Consider the following 15,477-nt stretch of genomic DNA (forward strand, 5'->3'; position numbering starts at 1 on the left):
CCTGTTGTCGCGCCCCCAAAACGTGGGGCAGGAGCGGGTTCTCGCCTGGCTTCAGCGGAAGATGACGCAGGTCGTGGTGGCGTGCGCGACCAGGCGGCCCTGCTCGTCGACGACGCGTCCCTCGGCGGTCGCGGTGGTCCGGCCGACGTGGATGGTGGTGCCGGTGGCGGTGAGCCGGCGGTCGTCGGTGGGCACCGACCGGATGTAGTTCACCTTCAATTCCAGGGTGCTGTAGCCGACGCCGGGTTCCAGGGTGGTGTGCACGGCGCAGCCCATCACCGAGTCGAGCAGGGTGGCGCAGATGCCGCCGTGCGTGCTGCCGAGCGGGTTGGCGAAATCCTGGCGAGTCCGCACGGCGAAGACCACTCGGCCGTGCTCGAGTTCCTCGACCTCCATGCCGAGCAGGTCACCGATGAAGCGCGGGCGGTTCGCCATGGTCATGGCGGTGCGCAGCAGTTCCAGGCCGGACATTTTCGAGTAGTCGATCTCGGCGGTGGTCATCGAATTTCCCGTCCTCTCTGTGAACCGATCGGTTCACATGGCATGATTGGAGTATGGACCGATCGGTTCATGAAGGCAAGGAGAAGCCCATGACGGCGGGCCCGCGGACCCGGTTGATCGACAGCGCCATCGAGCTGGTTCGCGAGCAGGGCGTGCCCGGCGCCGGCCTGTCCGCGCTGCTCGAGCGCAGCAACGCCTCCCGGAACTCGTTGTATCAGCACTTCCCGGCCGGCAAGGCCGAACTCGTGGCCGAAGCCACCACGGTGGCCGGTGCGCACATGTCCGCGGTCTTCGACCGGGTCACCGCCACCGGAACACCCGATCAATGGCTGTCCGGACTGGTCGGCTGGTGGAAGAAGGCCCTGCGCACCAGCGACTTCGCCGCGGGCTGCCCGGTGGTCAGCGCGGCGCTCGCCGAATCCGAACCGCGCGTGCAGGCCGCCGCGGCCGCGGTCTTCGACGGCTGGAACGACCGGCTGACGACCGCGCTGTCCGGCCAGGGAATCCCCGCCGAGCGCGCGCGGGCCCTCGCGAGCCTGGTGGTCAGCGCTCTGGAGGGCGCCATCGTCCAGGCCCGAGCCACGAAATCCGTGCAGGCGCTGGACGACCTCCAGGCCACCCTCGGTCCGCTGCTGCGCGCCGGATAAACTGAGCGCACCGCGACTGGCGCATTCGAGGTGGAAGCAACCACCGGGAAGCCTCCCGTCCCGCACCGCGCGCCTGGGTGCAGGGCAACGAAGAGGAGAACCCCATGCCCGACAACGCGGACCAGGCCAATACACTCGGCGGCGTGACCGCCTCTGTCAATACTCAGTCTCTCGGTGAGCTCGATCCGGAGCTCGCCGCCGCTATGGCCGGCGAACTCGCCCGCGAACGCGACACCCTCGAGATGATCGCCTCGGAGAACTTCGTGCCGCGCGCGGTGCTGCAGGCTCAGGGCAGCGTGCTCACCAACAAGTACGCCGAGGGCTACCCGGGTCGCCGCTACTACGGGGGCTGCGAGCACGTCGACGTCGTCGAGACCCTCGCCCGCGATCGCGCCAAGGAACTGTTCGGCGCCGAATTCGCCAACGTCCAGCCGCATTCCGGCGCCCAGGCCAATGCCGCGGTGCTGATGGCGCTGATGAGCCCCGGCGATCGGCTGCTCGGCCTGGACCTCGCGCACGGCGGTCACCTGACCCACGGCATGCGGCTGAACTTCTCCGGCAAGCTCTACGAGGTGCACTCCTACGGCGTGAGCAAAGAAGACCACCGCGTCGACATGGAGGAGGTGCGCAAGATCGCCCGCGCCTCTCGTCCGAAGGTGATCGTCGCCGGCTGGTCCGCCTACCCGCGCCATCAGGACTTCGCCGCGTTCCGCGAGATCGCCGATGAGGTCGGCGCCTACCTGTGGGTCGACATGGCGCACTTCGCCGGTCTGGTCGCCGCGGGCCTGCACCCGTCTCCGGTGCCGCACGCCGACGTCGTCTCCTCCACCGTGCACAAGACCCTGGGCGGCCCCCGCTCCGGCCTGATCCTGGCCAAGCAGGAATTCGCGAAGAAGCTGAACAGCGCGGTGTTCCCGGGCCAGCAGGGCGGGCCGCTGATGCACGCCATCGCCGCCAAGGCCGTCGCCTTCAAGATCGCCGCGGGCGCGGAGTTCAAGGACCGTCAGGAGCGCACCCTCTCGGGCGCGAAGATCCTGGCCGAGCGCCTCACCGGCGCCGACGTCAAGGACAAGGGCATCACGGTGCTCACCGGCGGCACCGACGTGCACCTGGTCCTGGTCGACCTGCGCAACTCCCAGCTCGACGGCCAGCAGGGCGAGGATCTGCTGCACGAGGTCGGAATCACGGTGAACCGCAACGCCGTTCCGTTCGACCCGCGTCCCCCGATGGTCACCTCCGGCCTGCGCATCGGCACCGCCGCCCTGGCCACCCGTGGCTTCGGCGACGCCGAGTTCACCGAGGTCGCCGACATCATCGCCACCGCCCTGGCGGGCGGCGACGTCGAGGCCCTGCGCGGCCGGGTCACCAAGCTGGCCCAGAGCGTCCCGCTCTACCAGGGTCTGGAGGACTGGCGCCTGCTCGGCTGAACCCGTGGGCTCAGTGCGGTAGTTCGACGCCCCGCGCGGCGGCCAGCTGGCCCAGCTTCTCCGACTCGTCGATGGCGACGGCAACGTAGGCGTGCATGCCGCCGCCGTCACGGCGGAGCAGGTATTCGTAGTCGCTGTCGGTGAGCAGGGCGCCCTGCGCGTCGTAGAAGTGCCAGCGGACCCGGACCCGGACGATCTGGCGGGTGAGATCGGTGGTTTCGAGCAAGGTGTAGCCGACGCTCGCCAGGCCGAGCCGGCGGTAGAAGGGGTAGCCGGTGGCCAGGCCCTCGGCCATCTCGGCGGTGCTGTCCGCGGAGCCGATGAAACCGTCGCTGATGATGGTGCCGGGCGTACCCCAGTGTGCGGCAGCGCGTTCGGAGTCGTAGGCGCTCAGGGCTTTCTCGTACTCATCGAAGAAGGCCTTGATTTCGTCTCGATTGGTCATAGCGTCCACGGTAGGGAAGAACCGCACCCACCGCGCCTGATTCGGCAGGCAAGGATGTGACACGCGCTCGCCGGGCCGGGCGAAATCAGGGCAACTGTGCTACGAGTCCATCCGGGCGCGGGCGCGAATAATGGCTTCATCCAGGTAGCGGGTGATTCCGGCGCTGGTCGCGGGCCGGATCATCAGCGCACCGTTGGCGGGCGTCTCGGCGTAACGGCCCTCGACAGTGTCGATCCAGCGAAGTTTGCCGGTGCGCAGCGGTTCCGCGTTGCGCGGGCCGAGCAGGACGACCACGGTGCCGCGGGTGCTGCAGGGCTGGCGCCAGAAACGGCGATAGCTGTCGCGGGCAACTGTGGGGTTGCCGAACGGGTCGGCCGGGTGCTCGTCGAGATCGCCCAGCAGATAACTCTTTTCGGCCGCGGTGCCGGCGGGTGGATCGGGTAGCAACCGGATGAGTTCGGTGGCGAGGTGGTCGCTGCGGCACCGGCGCAGACGTACCTTGCCGCCGTCGGCGGCGGGTTTCTGCATGGCGATGACCGCGGTGCCGCTGCGGCTGGCGCAGCCGATGGCCCGCATTTCGGTCGCCCCGCCGCGCCGGTTGTCGAGGCCGAATAGTTCTATGCGCCAATCGGGTTGGCCCAGCACCCGGAGCGCGCGCTTGAGGTGCAGGTGCTCGTCGGCGTCCAGTTCGCGCCGGAAGCGGCGCTGATAGTCGTGATATTCGTGCAGTCCGGGAAAGCGGCTGGTGAATCGGAACGGGAACGGCAGCCGGTCCAAGCCGGTGCCGTACCAGGCTGCCGCGAACTGTTCGGCGGTCAGCGTCCACTGGGGGAGCGGGGGCTGTGGCATCAATCGGCTCCGAGCGCGGGCGGGACGGTTTTCTCGGTCTCGCCGAGCAGTTCTTTCGTATGTTCTTTGGTGCGCAGGTATTTCGCCGATTTGTGCTCGCCGTCGTCCTCGCCGCGGGCGTGCCCGCGCGGCGGCATCATGCCCGCGTAACCGGGGGCGCCGGGCGTGGCGACGCGACCGCCGGCGGCGGCCGGGGCGGCCGGTGCGTTCTGTGCGGCCGGATGCGCGGGCACCGAGGTGCCGGGGCGCAACGGATTGGCCGCGTTCGCCGCGGCGCTCGAGTTGCCGGCCGCCGGGGCGCTCGGGACCACGGCCGGCTGCGGGGCTGCGGCGGGTGTGGTGCCCGGGACCACCGCGGTCGGCAGGGTGGCGGACTGCGGTGTGGTACCGGTCGCCGCCGGTGTGTAGGCGGACGGGAATGTGCTGCTGCCAGGATTCTGCGAAACCGATTGCGGTGCGGTGTTTCCCGGTGACTCGGCGGTATCGGCCGGATGCTCCGCGGTGGGGGTGGTTTCTTCGCTGGGCTGCCCCTGCTCGCTGGGCGTGCCCGCCTCGCTCGGCGCACCTTCCTCGGCGGGCGTGCCCGTTTCCGTGGGCTTCGCGGCTGCGGCGGGATCGGCCGGTTCGGTGGCGCTGGGCGTGCCGTTCCCCGTACCGGGTTGCTGCACCGGAGAATTCGGGCCGGGTGTGACCCCGGTGCCGGGCACGACGACCGGATTGACCGGCTCGGGCAGCGTCGGGATCTCCGGCGCCGTCGCGCCGTAGGGCTGGATGTAGTAGGTGTACATGTCGTCGCGGGCCTGCTCCTCTTGCGAGTTGCGCGCCGCCGGCTCGGTCGAGGCCGAGGACGTGTCCGCCACCGCGGGTATCGCGGCCTGGAAACTGGTCGCCGCGCTCGCCGCCGACGACAGCGGACCGGACTGCTGCGCCAGCGATTCCCCGAGTTCGCCCACCCGCGTGGCGTATTCGCGGATCCCGCGCACCGCCGCCGCGGCCGCGGCGCCTTCCCACCGCTGATCGATGGCTTTCTGGATCGCCGTCTCGAACTCGTCGCCCGCTTTCGTCACCGCCGTGGCGATCGCCGACCAGGCCGCGAACGCGGCGTCCAAGCCGGCCGGATTCATCTGGTCGGCGGCCTGTTTGATCTCGGCGTGCGAAAAGTTCTGCGCGTTCTCGGGATTGGTGATCGCCCTGCCGTCGGTAGGTCTCATGGATCGCTCCCCTGGTTCTCAGGTGCCCGGTGGCGGATGTGAGCCGTTCGACCATATAGACGCACTCCACCCCGTTCCGGTTCCATCGAAACACAGCCGATCGCCCCCGGCTAGGTGAGCGGGCGTTCACTTGGTGGTCAGCGCCGGGTAATCCTTCAGGTCGATGTCGTTGGCCGCCTTGTCACCGAACCTGGTCATCAGCGCGAACATTCGGCTGCCCAGGAACCAGTTGCGGAACTTGATGCCGCGTCCGGTGCGCGGCGCGAAGAACCTGCCCGCGCTGGTGTTCTTCGCGATCTTGGCGTAGCGGCGCATGATCTCGGTGTAGCGCTCGAAGGCGACGGTGTGATCGCCGTCCGCGAGTGCCAATTCCCCGGCGACCACATAGGCGCCGACCACGGCGAGCCCGGTGCCGAAGCCGCCCAGGGTATTTCCGTAGGCGGAGTCGCCGACCAGTGCGATCCGGCCCGTGGTGTAGCCCGTCTCTCGCATGCGCACCTGGCTCAGCGAATCCAGATAGAAGTCCTCGCATTCGGCTGCCTCGGCCAGCATCCGCGGCACCTCCCAGCCGAGGCCGGCGAACTTCTCGCTGACGATCCGGCGTTGTGCCGCGATGTCGGTGCGGTCGAATTCGATTTCGGGAGTGGCGAACACGTACATCTGCTGGGCCTTCGCGCCACCGTCGACGGCGAGCAGGCCCGGGGCGTTGAGCCCGTAGGCGATTTGGCGTTCCCGCCGGCTGATCTGCTCCGTCCACGGGCTGGCTCCCACCACGCAGTAGTAGTAGCCGAGATGTTCGACGAATTCCGATTCCGGCCCGAACGCCAGACGCCGGACCCGGGAATGGATTCCATCGGCCCCGAACACCAGGTCGAAGGTCCGCGGCTCGCCCCGCTCGAACTCGACGAGCACGCCGTCGGCGGTCTCGGTGAGCGCGCTGATCGAGTCCCCGAAGACGTACTCGCAGCTGCCGCTGGTCCGCCGATACATGATCTCGGCCAGGTCGCCGCGCAGGATCTCGACATCGCCGCCGGTGAAATCACCTGACATGAGGCCGATCCGTTCGCCCTGCTCGTCGACGAAGACGATGTCGGTGGTGCCGGTGCTGCGTTGCTGGACCTCCGCCCAGATGCCCATCCGCTCCACCACGGTCTGGTGGGTGGCGCCCTTGAAGTCGACGGCCTGGCCGCCGGGCCGCAGCTCGGGTGCCCGCTCTACGACGGTCACTTCGAAGCCGTACCGGTCGAGCCAGTAGGCCAGGGCCGGGCCCGCGACGGACGCGCCGGAGATGAGGACGGACTGGTTGCGCATGATTTCTCCTGACTCTATAACAGTGTCCGCTGGAATCTGTTTCCGGTGGACACGAATTAGAGTATGGTAGACACAGTTACCCGTCAAGCGGTTCCGGAAGGATCAAGGGCATGCCGTCACCGACCACCGTCGAGCTGCTGTGGGGCACCCAGCCGCGGCCCAAACGCGGACCGAAGCCCGCGCTCACGCTGGCGGGGATCGTCGCCGAGGCGATCGCGCTCGCCGACGCCGAAGGCCTGGCCAGCCTGTCCATGCAGCGGCTGGCCGATCGCCTCGGCTTCACCAAGATGTCGCTGTACCGGTATGTGCCGGGCAAGGAGCAACTCACCGCGCTCATGTTCGACACCGCCATGGGCGCGCCGCCGAAACCCGTGGCGCCGGCGGGGGATCGCGCGCAACCGTGGCGAGAAAGCCTGCGGCACTGGGCGGTCACGGTCTTCGACCGGTATTGCGCGCACCCGTGGTCGCTGGAACTCGCGGTCGGGATCCGCCCGCTGGGCCCCAACGAGATGGGCTGGCTGGAGGTCGCGCTGACCGCGCTGGAGGGCACCGGGCTGACCGGCCCGGAGCGGCTGGACTCGGTGGTGCTGCTCAACGGTCATGTCCGCAGCCTGGCCCAGCAGTCCCGCAGCGCCACCGGCGCGCAGCTGGCCGAGCAGGTCGCCCAGCAGTTCGGCGAGATGATGGCCGCCGCGGGGGCGGGTTATCCGGCCGTGCGCGCCGCGTTCGCCGAAGAAGCGGCCGCGGCCGGGCATCCCGGGCTTCCGGACAACCAGGGCGACGCACTGTACTTCGGCATCGAGCGGATCCTGGACGGGCTCGCCGTGCTCATCGCCGCGCGCAGGGGATAGTCCTAGCGCTCCGGTCCGCCTAGGCTCGACGCATGTCCGAGGAACTCGAACTGATGCAAGACGCGATCACCACGGTGCGGGAGTTCTTCGCCGCGCTGGAAATGGGCGCGGTGGACGAGGCGCTGGAACTGCTGCACCCCGACATCGTCTGGAAGAACACCTCGCTGCCCGACATCCGCGGCCTGCGGCGGGTCGGCGCTGTGCTGCGCGGCCTGGACAAGGACGCGTTCGGCTTCGGGGTCGACATGCACCACATCGCCGCCAACGGCGGCATCGTGCTCACCGACCGCACCGACTACCTGCGCGCCGGCCCGTTGACGATCGGCTTCTGGGTCACCGGCACCTTGGAACTGCGCGAGGGCCGAATCGTGCTGTGGCACGACCACTTCAGCTTCGAGAACTTCCTCAGAGGCACGGCGGTGGGCCTGTGGCGGCTGGTGTCGGCGAAGCTGCTCACCCGCCGCTGAAATCCCCCCGCCACCGCTCGGCCGAGGCGAGCATGTCTTTGCCGACGTGATCGAGGTAGTTGCTCATCTCGTCCAGCCGCGCCGCGGCCGGGGCGGCCGGCCCCAGGATGGCGGCGCCCTGGCGGGCTGCCTCGGCCAGCAGGAAATTCTGCCGGGCGCCCGTGAAAGTCGCACGCGGCCAGGCGTCTTCGTCGAGCAGGTAGTGGTCGCGGCGGCGCTCGGCGTCGCGTTCGCGCCGGATGATGTCCTGCTGCTCGAGGTAGCGGATGGCCGCCGAGATCGAGGCGGGGCTGACGCGTAGCCGATGTACCAGTTCGGCGGCGGTGCAGCTGGCGGTGTCGGCGGCATACAGGCAGGCCAGCACGCCGGAGGCGGTGCGCGGCATGCCGGTGCGGGCGAACATCGCGGTGAAGTGTGCGATGAATTCGGCGACCGCGGGCTCGATCGGTTCGGCCACGGCCGCGACGGTGGGTGTTCGGCGGCGAGCGCGCCGTTCGGTGGCGCGGTGCGCCCGCTCGGGTTCGTAGCGGTTGGGGCCGCCGTTGCGGCCGACTTCCCGGCTGACCGTGGAGGTGGGCCGATTCAGCCGCCGGGCGATCTCCGCGTAGCCCAGGCCGCGGGACAGCCCCGCGGCGATGTCCCCGCGATCCTCCCGGGTCAATCGGCCTCCGGGCACGCACGCCTCCTCCGGTCGGTGCGAAGCGCTGCGGTGAAACGCAACTCGTTGCAACGTTCCGCCTTCATAATTGCGTTCTGCCGCAGCATCGTTGCAACTTACTTCTTCAATCTACCTGCAAATAACGGTGATTGGCTTTCGGTTCTCGTTGTTCACCCAGTCGGTGCAACGTAGCGTTCGGGTCCTTCCGAAGAGATGAGCCCGAGGAGTAGTCGTGACCGAAACACAGGCCGTTCGTCTTCCCACCACCCGCCCGCAGGGCTGTCCGTTCGCCCCGCCCGTCGCATTCGCGGACATTCGCGCGCACCGCCCCCTCACTCCGATGGCCTTCCCCGACGGCCATCTCGGCTGGCTGGCCACCAGCCATGCGGCGGTCCGCGCGGTGCTGTCCGATCCGCGCTTCAGCTCCCGCTTCGAACTCATGCACTACCCGCTCGCCGATGTCGGGCAGCTGCCGCCCGCCCCGCTCGGCGACCTCACCGGCATCGACGCCCCCGAGCACGCCCGCTTCCGGAAACTGCTGGCGAGCAAGTTCACCGTGCGCCGGATGCGGCTGCTGACCGAACGCGTCGAACAGCTCGCCGCCGAACACCTGGACGCGATGGAGCGCGCCGGCGGCCCGCTCGATCTGATGAGCGCCTACGCCCGGCCCATCCCCACGTTGGTCATCTGCGAGCTGCTGGGTGTGCCGTACGGCGAGCGCGACGCCTTCTTCGCGCACACCGTCACGATGGGTGCGCTCGACAGCAGTCCCGAACAGCAGTACGCCACCTTCGAGGCCGTCAAGGACTACGTGCGCGACCTCGTCCGCGCCAAGCGCGCCGACCCGACGGACGATCTGCTCAGCGACCTGACCGGCACCGAACTCACCGACGACGAACTGGGGGGCATCGGTGGCTTCCTGCTTGCCGCAGGACTGGACACCACCGCGAACATGCTGGGGCTCGGCACCTTCGCGCTGCTGCGGCACCCCCATCAATTGGCGCTGTTGCGTACCGAACCCGACCGCGCCGACCGCGCCGTCGAGGAACTGCTGCGCTATCTGTCGATCGCGCATACCGCGGCGCGCACTGCCCTGGCGGACGTGCGGGTCGAGGGTCAGCTGATCCGGAAGGGCCAAACCGTCGCGGTGTCACTACTGGCCGCCAACCACGACCCGCTGAAGTTCGACGACCCCGGCAGCTTCGACATCGGCCGCAACGCCGTCGGGCACGTCGCCTTCGGTCACGGCGCGCACCAGTGCCTGGGCCAGCAACTGGCCCGCGTCGAAATGCGGGTCGCGCTACCGGCTCTGGTGCGGCGGTTCCCCGCGCTGCGCCTGGCCGTGCCCGCCGAAGATGTCCCGGTGCGCCACGACATGGACATCCACGGTGTTCATGAGCTCCCGGTGACGTGGTGAACCCGATGCGGATCACCGTGGATCGGGCCCGCTGCATCGGGGCGGGCATGTGCGCCCTCACCGCCGCCGCTGTGTTCGATCAGGATGCGGAGGAGGGCAAGGTGATCCCACTCACCGACACCCCCGGACCCGGAGTGCGGGACGCGGTGCGCGAGGCGGCGCTGATCTGTCCGTCCGGCGCGATCACCCTGCGGTAGCCGTGCGGGCTCAGCTGTGCGCGGCCAGGTACTCCAGGTAGAACGGCCGCAGCTGCTCGGCGACCGCGCCGTCCCCGGCGTGGATGTAGTCGTCGATCAACGGGACGACGTACTTGATGTCGGCCTCGCTCTCGCCGAGATCTCCGGCCGCGGCTTCGGCGGCCGGAATCCGGGTGAGCAGCTGCCAGAGGAACTTCACGTCCCCGTGGCGCACCGCGAGCTTCACCGCCTCGTCGTGCAGTTCCTTCGACGACAGGTTCTCGAGTTCCTCGTTGCCGGACATAAACCGACTCTAGCTCGCAGTCTCGTATCGGTTAACGAAAGATTCACGGACACGCCTTCACTTCCCCGAGCGCAGACCGGGTGGTCGGCGGTAGCGTCGGTAATGCGGGCCGCGTCGGTGTGGTTCGTACGGGAGGTCCTGACCGTGACTGAGAAATTCAGTGCGAGAGGGCCGGCGCCCGGCCCTCGTGGCAGTTGACGCAAGTCCAATGCCATCAGGACCGGCCGGTCCAGCGAGATCGTCCGCGCGCGGGTGCCGCACGGACACAAAGGAGCCCACCGTGACTGCTGCACGCTCCGTTTCCGCTCCCTCGGCGAAATCCTCCAGGAAATCCGCCGCTGTCCCTACAGACACCAAGGGGGCTCGCCCTTCGCTCTCCCAGAAAACCTTTGTCATCGACACCTCGGTCCTGCTGTCGGATCCCTGGGCATTCACCAGGTTCGGCGACAACGACGTGGTGCTTCCGCTGGTCGTCATCAGCGAACTCGAAGGCAAACGGCACCATCACGAACTGGGCTGGTTCGCGCGGGAAGCCCTGCGCAACCTCGACGATCTACGCCTGCAGTACGGCAGGCTGGATGAGCAGGTGCCGATCGGCACCGAGGGCGGAACGCTGCAGGTGGAACTCAACCACACCGACCCCGCGGTCCTGCCCGTCGGATTCCGCACCGACACCAACGATTCCCGCATCCTGGCCTGTGCGCTCAACCTGGCGGCCGAGGGCCGCGAGGTGGTGCTGGTGTCCAAGGACATTCCGTTGCGCGTCAAAGCCAGCGCGGTGGGCTTACACGCCGACGAATATCACGCCCAGGACGTGGTGACATCCGGCTGGTCCGGCATGGTCGAGATCGACGTCTCCAAGGAGCGGATCGATCAGCTCTACTCCGAAAACTCGATCGACCTGGACGAAGCCCGGGAGCTGCCCTGCCACACCGGCATCCGGCTGCTCGGGACCAGTTCCAGCGCACTGGGCCGGGTGACGCCGGACAAGCGGGTGCAGCTGGTGCGGGATCGGGAGGCGTTCGGTCTGCACGGCCGTTCCGCCGAACAGCGCATCGCGCTGGATCTGCTGCTGGACGAGAGCATCGGCATCGTCTCGCTCGGCGGCCGGGCGGGCACCGGTAAGTCGGCGCTCGCGCTGACCGCCGGCCTGGAAGCGGTGCTAGAGCGCCGCACCCAGCGCAAGGTCGTGGTGTTCCGTCCGCTCTACGCGGTCGGCGGCCAGGATCTGGGCTACCTACCCGGTTCCGAGAGCGAGAAGATGGGGCCCTGGGCGCAGGCCGTCTTCGACACGCTCGACGGCTTGGCCAGCCGCGAGGTGCTGGAGGAGGTGCTCTCCCGCGACATGCTGGAGGTCCTGCCGCTCACCCACATTCGCGGTCGCTCGCTGCACGATTCGTTCGTGATCGTGGACGAGGCGCAGTCGCTGGAGCGCAATGTGCTGCTCACGGTGCTCAGCCGGCTGGGTACCGGATCGCGGGTGGTGCTCACCCACGATGTGGCGCAGCGGGACAACCTGCGGGTCGGCCGGCACGACGGTGTCGCGGCGGTGATCGAAAAGCTCAAGGGGCACCCGCTTTTCGCACACGTCACGCTCACTCGCAGCGAGCGGTCGCCGATCGCCGCTCTGGTCACCGAGATGCTGGAGGAGTACGGCCCGAGCGCGTAGCCCGGTGGTGCTCTCGTAGAGCAATCTTCGAGAGTGTGTTTCATCTCACATCGAACGGGTAATATCCCGCGGCGATACCTGTTCAGCGCGATCCGGCGAATCCCTTGCAGATTCGCCGGATCGTTGCTGAACATCATGGTTTGCCTATTCGAGAAGAGGATGGACATGACCCACTTCGCTCGACGAACGGCTACATTCACCGCGGCGCTCGGCGTCGCCGCACTGCTGCTGTCCGCTGGATGCAGTGAGGACGAGGCGAAAGAGAACGTCGACAAGGCCAAAGGCGCGGTGACATCGGTGCTGGCGACGCCCTCGCCCACCGCGAGCGGCTCGGCCACCGGCTCCGAGACCGCCGGCGGCAGCGCCACCAGCACCACCGAGGCGGCCGAGGAAACCAAGATCGCCACCCAGGGCGGCCAGGAAGTCACCATCTCCGGCGATATCTACGAGAAGTACCTCGCGGCCGGCGGCGCCACCGGTGCGCTCGGCCTGCCGCTGGAAGCGCAGGAGAACGGCCCGGCCGGCGGCAAGTATCAGGACTTCGCCGGCGGCACCATCTACGAGGCCGAAGACGGCGATCCGCACATCGTGTGGGGCGAGATCCGCAAGGCCTGGGAGGCCAACGGCGGCGCCAACGGCAAACTCGGCTATCCGACCAGCGACGAGAAGGACATCACCGGCGGCAAGGAATCCACCTTCACCGGCGGCACCATCACCTGGAAGGACGGCCAGACCACGGTCACGCCGAAGTAGCAGCCCGGGAGCGCTCGGGACTCGCGGTCCCGGGCGCTCTTTCTGGTGCGTAGCTCCCCGCTGGCTGGACGCACCAGCTAGGTTGTGCTGGTGCAAAATCACTTGACCGACCGCGAGCTGCTCGACGCGCTGGCGGATGAGGTGGACCTGATCCTGAACCGGCACATCGCCACCGCCGACGGCTGGCAGCCGCACGACTACGTGCCCTTCGACGACGGTCGCAACTTCAGGTTCCTCGGCGGAAACGATTGGGAGCCCGGGCAATCCGAGCTCAGCGAGGTCGCGAAGCTGGCGCTCACCGTCAGCGTGCTGATCGCCGACAACCTGCCGGCCTTCCATCGCGAGCTCGGCAAGCATCTGCGCATCGGTCCGTGGTGGCGCTGGGTCGGCCGGTGGACCGCCGAGGAGAACCGGCACGAGATCATGATCCGCAACTACCTCATGGTGACGCGGGCGGTCGATCCGGTCGAGCTGGAGCGGGCCCGGATGGCGCACATGACGACCGGCTTCAGCCGTCCCCCCATGCATCTGCTGGACGTGCTCGCCGAATGCGCGATCGAGGAAGCCGCCTCGGCGATCCGGCACCGCAATACCGCGGCCCTGAACGAGAACCCGCTGGTGACCGCGATGTCGGAGCGCATCGCCGTGGACGACGAGATGCAGTCGGTCGTCTTCGCCGAGCTGATCGGCGCGGCCTTCGCGATCGCGCCGGACCAGACCATGCGCGCCATCGCCGATCGGGTCGCGGGCTTCACCGTGCCGTCGGTGACCTTGCCGGACGGACGCTCCAGCGACGAGGTGCTGGCGGCGGCCGGTATCTACGACCCGGCCAAGCAGGATGAGCTGGTCTTCGCGCCGCTGCTGCGGCGGTGGAACGTCTTCGAGCGCACCGATCTGGGTGCGGAGGGCGAGCAGGCGCGCGCCGAGCTCGCGCACCTGCGCGCCGGAGCGCCCGCCTAGGAGAACGCCGGCCTGGGTATCCGAGATAGCGGATACCCAGGCCTTTCGTCACTTGTCGCCGTCGACCTTCGACATCGACAGCACATCGAGGCGGCGATCGAGTTCTTCCTCGCTCAGCTTCTCGCCGATCAGCCCGCGGTCGATGACCGTCTGCCGGATCGTCTTCTGCTCCTTCAGCGCCTGCTTGGCCACCGCCGCCGCCTCCTCGTAACCGATCGCCGAGTTCAGCGGGGTCACGATGGACGGCGAGGACTCGGCCAGGGTGCGCAGCCGCTCCTCGTTCGCGACCAGCCCGCGCACGCACTTGTCGGCGAACAGTCGCGACACATTGGCCAGCAACCGGATCGACTCCAGCACGTTGCGCGCCATCACCGGAATGTAGACGTTGAGCTCGAAAGCGCCGCTCGCGCCGGAGAACGCCACCGTCGCGTCGTTGCCGATCACCTGCGCCGCGACCTGCGTAACCGCCTCGGGTAGAACGGGATTCACCTTGCCCGGCATGATCGAGCTGCCCGGCTGCAAGTCCGGCAGCTGCAATTCGCCCAAGCCGGTGAGCGGGCCCGAACCCATCCACCGGATGTCGTTGGCGATCTTGGTGAGGCTGACCGCGACGGTGCGCAGCGCGCCCGAGAGTTCCACCAGGCCATCTCGGGCGGCCTGCGCCTCGAAGTGGTCCCGCGCCTCGGAGAGCGCATCGATGCCGGTCGACTTCACCAGTTCCGCAACGACTTTCGAGCCGAAACCGTTCGGGGCGTTCAAGCCCGTGCCGACCGCGGTACCGCCGATGGCGAGCTCGCCCAGCCGGGGCAGCGTCGCCATCAGGCGTTCCATGCCGGCCGCGACCTGCCGGGTGTAGCCGCCGAACTCCTGACCGAGGGTCACCGGCACCGCGTCCATCAGATGCGTGCGGCCGGACTTCACGACCGTGCGCCACTCGCTGGACTTGTCCAGCAGCGCCAGGCGCAGATGTTCCAGCGCCGGAACGAGATCGGTGATGACCGCCTCGGTCGCCGCCAGATGCGTCGCGGTGGGGAAGGTGTCGTTGGACGACTGGGACATGTTCACGTCGTCGTTCGGGTGCACCTCCACCCCGGCCGCCTTGGCGAGCGAGGCGATCACCTCGTTGGCGTTCATGTTCGAACTGGTGCCCGACCCGGTCTGGAAGACATCGATCGGGAACTGGTCGTCGTGGGCGCCCGCGGCGATCTCTTGGGCGGCCGCCACGATGGCGTCGGCCTTGGTCTTGTCCAGCAGACCCAGATCCCGATTCACCGTGGCACAGGCGGCTTTCAGCAATCCGAGCGCACGGATCTGCGCTCGCTCCAGCCCGCGTCCGCTGATCGGGAAGTTGTCCACGGCCCGCTGCGTCTGCGCGCGCCACAGGGCGTGCACCGGGACCCGGACTTCCCCCATCGTGTCGTGCTCGATGCGAAACTGCTGCGATTCCTCGGTCATGGGATCGACCCTATGTCGCTGGCGCCGCCTTGTGGGCTGCCACGCCTGAGGTCATTCGCACATCCGGTTCCCGGAATAAGGCGCGGCTCAGGACGAGAAGAGCATCTTCCCGAAGCCCTTGTTCCGGCCGTGATGGCCGTGCCCGTACCCGCCGTGGCCGCCGTAGTGCGGCGCGGGCGCGCCCCACGCCGGACCGGGCGCACCGGCGGGCGGTGGCGGCGCGGCGTAACCGGATTCCAGCCGAGTCAGATTCTCCAGCTCGCCGTAGTCCAGGAAGATCCCCCGGCAGTTACCGCACTGCTCGATGTGAACACCGCTGCGATTGTAGGTCTGCATCAGACCATGACATTTCGGACACTGCATATCGGCGACGGTA

18 protein-coding genes are annotated in these 15,477 nt (G+C 68.5%); 9 read left to right on the plus strand and 9 right to left on the minus strand.

Going from position 1 to position 15,477, the window contains the following annotated elements:
• Nucleotides 1-51: 51 nt before the first annotated feature.
• Nucleotides 52-501, minus strand: a complete 450-nt coding sequence (locus AB0M14_RS22695) for a PaaI family thioesterase (protein ID WP_364997993.1) — start codon at nucleotides 499-501, stop codon at nucleotides 52-54.
• A 53-nt stretch (nucleotides 502-554) separates the two neighbouring features.
• Between AB0M14_RS22695 and AB0M14_RS22700 the strand changes: the two genes are divergently transcribed.
• Together AB0M14_RS22700 and glyA are read left to right on the plus strand one after the other, a co-directional pair.
• The gene (locus AB0M14_RS22700; RefSeq protein ID WP_364997995.1) at nucleotides 555-1,148 is read left to right on the plus strand and encodes a TetR/AcrR family transcriptional regulator; all 594 of its coding nucleotides are present in this window, start codon (nucleotides 555-557) and stop codon (nucleotides 1,146-1,148) included.
• A gap of 104 nt (nucleotides 1,149-1,252) precedes the next feature.
• Nucleotides 1,253-2,575, plus strand: a complete 1,323-nt coding sequence (gene glyA / locus AB0M14_RS22705; RefSeq protein WP_364997997.1) for a serine hydroxymethyltransferase — start codon at nucleotides 1,253-1,255, stop codon at nucleotides 2,573-2,575.
• 10 nt (nucleotides 2,576-2,585) lie between these two features.
• Here the strand turns inward: glyA and AB0M14_RS22710 are convergent, their stop codons facing one another.
• From AB0M14_RS22710 to AB0M14_RS22725, 4 genes are all read right to left on the minus strand, one after another.
• Nucleotides 2,586-3,020: a hypothetical protein gene (locus tag AB0M14_RS22710; RefSeq protein WP_364997999.1), complete on the minus strand. Its 435-nt coding sequence runs from the start codon at nucleotides 3,018-3,020 to the stop codon at nucleotides 2,586-2,588.
• 99 nt (nucleotides 3,021-3,119) lie between these two features.
• Entirely contained in the window at nucleotides 3,120-3,869 is a 750-nt protein-coding gene (locus AB0M14_RS22715) for an ESX secretion-associated protein EspG (RefSeq protein WP_364998001.1), read from the minus strand.
• Nucleotides 3,869-5,080 carry a hypothetical protein gene (locus AB0M14_RS22720; RefSeq protein ID WP_364998003.1) on the minus strand — a complete coding sequence of 404 codons (1,212 nt, stop codon included), beginning with the start codon at nucleotides 5,078-5,080 and terminating at the stop codon, nucleotides 3,869-3,871. The genes AB0M14_RS22715 and AB0M14_RS22720 overlap by 1 nt, the downstream gene beginning before the upstream one ends.
• A gap of 126 nt (nucleotides 5,081-5,206) precedes the next feature.
• Nucleotides 5,207-6,391: an FAD-dependent monooxygenase gene (locus tag AB0M14_RS22725; RefSeq protein ID WP_364998005.1), complete on the minus strand. Its 1,185-nt coding sequence runs from the start codon at nucleotides 6,389-6,391 to the stop codon at nucleotides 5,207-5,209.
• 110 nt (nucleotides 6,392-6,501) lie between these two features.
• Between AB0M14_RS22725 and AB0M14_RS22730 the strand changes: the two genes are divergently transcribed.
• Together AB0M14_RS22730 and AB0M14_RS22735 are read left to right on the plus strand one after the other, a co-directional pair.
• Entirely contained in the window at nucleotides 6,502-7,242 is a 741-nt protein-coding gene (locus AB0M14_RS22730; protein ID WP_364998007.1) for a TetR/AcrR family transcriptional regulator, read from the plus strand.
• Nucleotides 7,243-7,274: 32 nt separating this feature from the next.
• Entirely contained in the window at nucleotides 7,275-7,709 is a 435-nt protein-coding gene (locus AB0M14_RS22735; RefSeq protein ID WP_364998009.1) for a limonene-1,2-epoxide hydrolase family protein, read from the plus strand.
• Here AB0M14_RS22735 and AB0M14_RS22740 read toward each other — a convergent pair.
• On the minus strand, nucleotides 7,696-8,385 hold the full coding sequence (locus AB0M14_RS22740; RefSeq protein WP_364998011.1) for a MarR family transcriptional regulator: 690 nt from the start codon (nucleotides 8,383-8,385) through the stop codon (nucleotides 7,696-7,698). The two genes, AB0M14_RS22735 and AB0M14_RS22740, sit on opposite strands and share 14 nt — an antisense overlap.
• Nucleotides 8,386-8,599: 214 nt before the next feature.
• On the opposite strand from AB0M14_RS22740, the gene AB0M14_RS22745 reads away from it, so the two are divergent.
• Nucleotides 8,600-9,784, plus strand: coding sequence for a cytochrome P450 (locus AB0M14_RS22745; RefSeq protein ID WP_364998013.1), 1,185 nt, complete (start codon nucleotides 8,600-8,602; stop codon nucleotides 9,782-9,784).
• 5 nt (nucleotides 9,785-9,789) lie between these two features.
• The gene (locus AB0M14_RS22750; protein ID WP_364998015.1) at nucleotides 9,790-9,981 is read left to right on the plus strand and encodes a ferredoxin; all 192 of its coding nucleotides are present in this window, start codon (nucleotides 9,790-9,792) and stop codon (nucleotides 9,979-9,981) included.
• 10 nt (nucleotides 9,982-9,991) lie between these two features.
• Here the strand turns inward: AB0M14_RS22750 and AB0M14_RS22755 are convergent, their stop codons facing one another.
• Nucleotides 9,992-10,264, minus strand: coding sequence for a hypothetical protein (locus tag AB0M14_RS22755; RefSeq protein ID WP_364998017.1), 273 nt, complete (start codon nucleotides 10,262-10,264; stop codon nucleotides 9,992-9,994).
• 280 nt (nucleotides 10,265-10,544) lie between these two features.
• Here AB0M14_RS22755 and AB0M14_RS22760 point away from each other — a divergent pair, with 280 nt between their 5' ends.
• From AB0M14_RS22760 to AB0M14_RS22770, 3 genes are all read left to right on the plus strand, one after another.
• Nucleotides 10,545-11,933, plus strand: a complete 1,389-nt coding sequence (locus tag AB0M14_RS22760) for a PhoH family protein (protein WP_364998019.1) — start codon at nucleotides 10,545-10,547, stop codon at nucleotides 11,931-11,933.
• Nucleotides 11,934-12,098: 165 nt separating this feature from the next.
• The gene (locus AB0M14_RS22765) at nucleotides 12,099-12,686 is read left to right on the plus strand and encodes an esterase (protein ID WP_364998021.1); all 588 of its coding nucleotides are present in this window, start codon (nucleotides 12,099-12,101) and stop codon (nucleotides 12,684-12,686) included.
• Between the two features lie 90 nt (nucleotides 12,687-12,776).
• Nucleotides 12,777-13,646, plus strand: a complete 870-nt coding sequence (locus tag AB0M14_RS22770; RefSeq protein ID WP_364998023.1) for an acyl-ACP desaturase — start codon at nucleotides 12,777-12,779, stop codon at nucleotides 13,644-13,646.
• A 48-nt stretch (nucleotides 13,647-13,694) separates the two neighbouring features.
• On the opposite strand, the gene AB0M14_RS22775 is transcribed toward AB0M14_RS22770, so the two are convergent.
• The gene (locus tag AB0M14_RS22775) at nucleotides 13,695-15,101 is read right to left on the minus strand and encodes a class II fumarate hydratase (protein WP_364998025.1); all 1,407 of its coding nucleotides are present in this window, start codon (nucleotides 15,099-15,101) and stop codon (nucleotides 13,695-13,697) included.
• Between the two features lie 87 nt (nucleotides 15,102-15,188).
• The gene (locus AB0M14_RS22780) at nucleotides 15,189-15,464 is read right to left on the minus strand and encodes a zf-TFIIB domain-containing protein (protein ID WP_364998027.1); all 276 of its coding nucleotides are present in this window, start codon (nucleotides 15,462-15,464) and stop codon (nucleotides 15,189-15,191) included.
• Nucleotides 15,465-15,477 lie beyond the last annotated feature (13 nt).

This window comes from Nocardia sp. NPDC051832, assembly GCF_040681285.1.
GTDB lineage: Bacteria > Actinomycetota > Actinomycetes > Mycobacteriales > Mycobacteriaceae > Nocardia.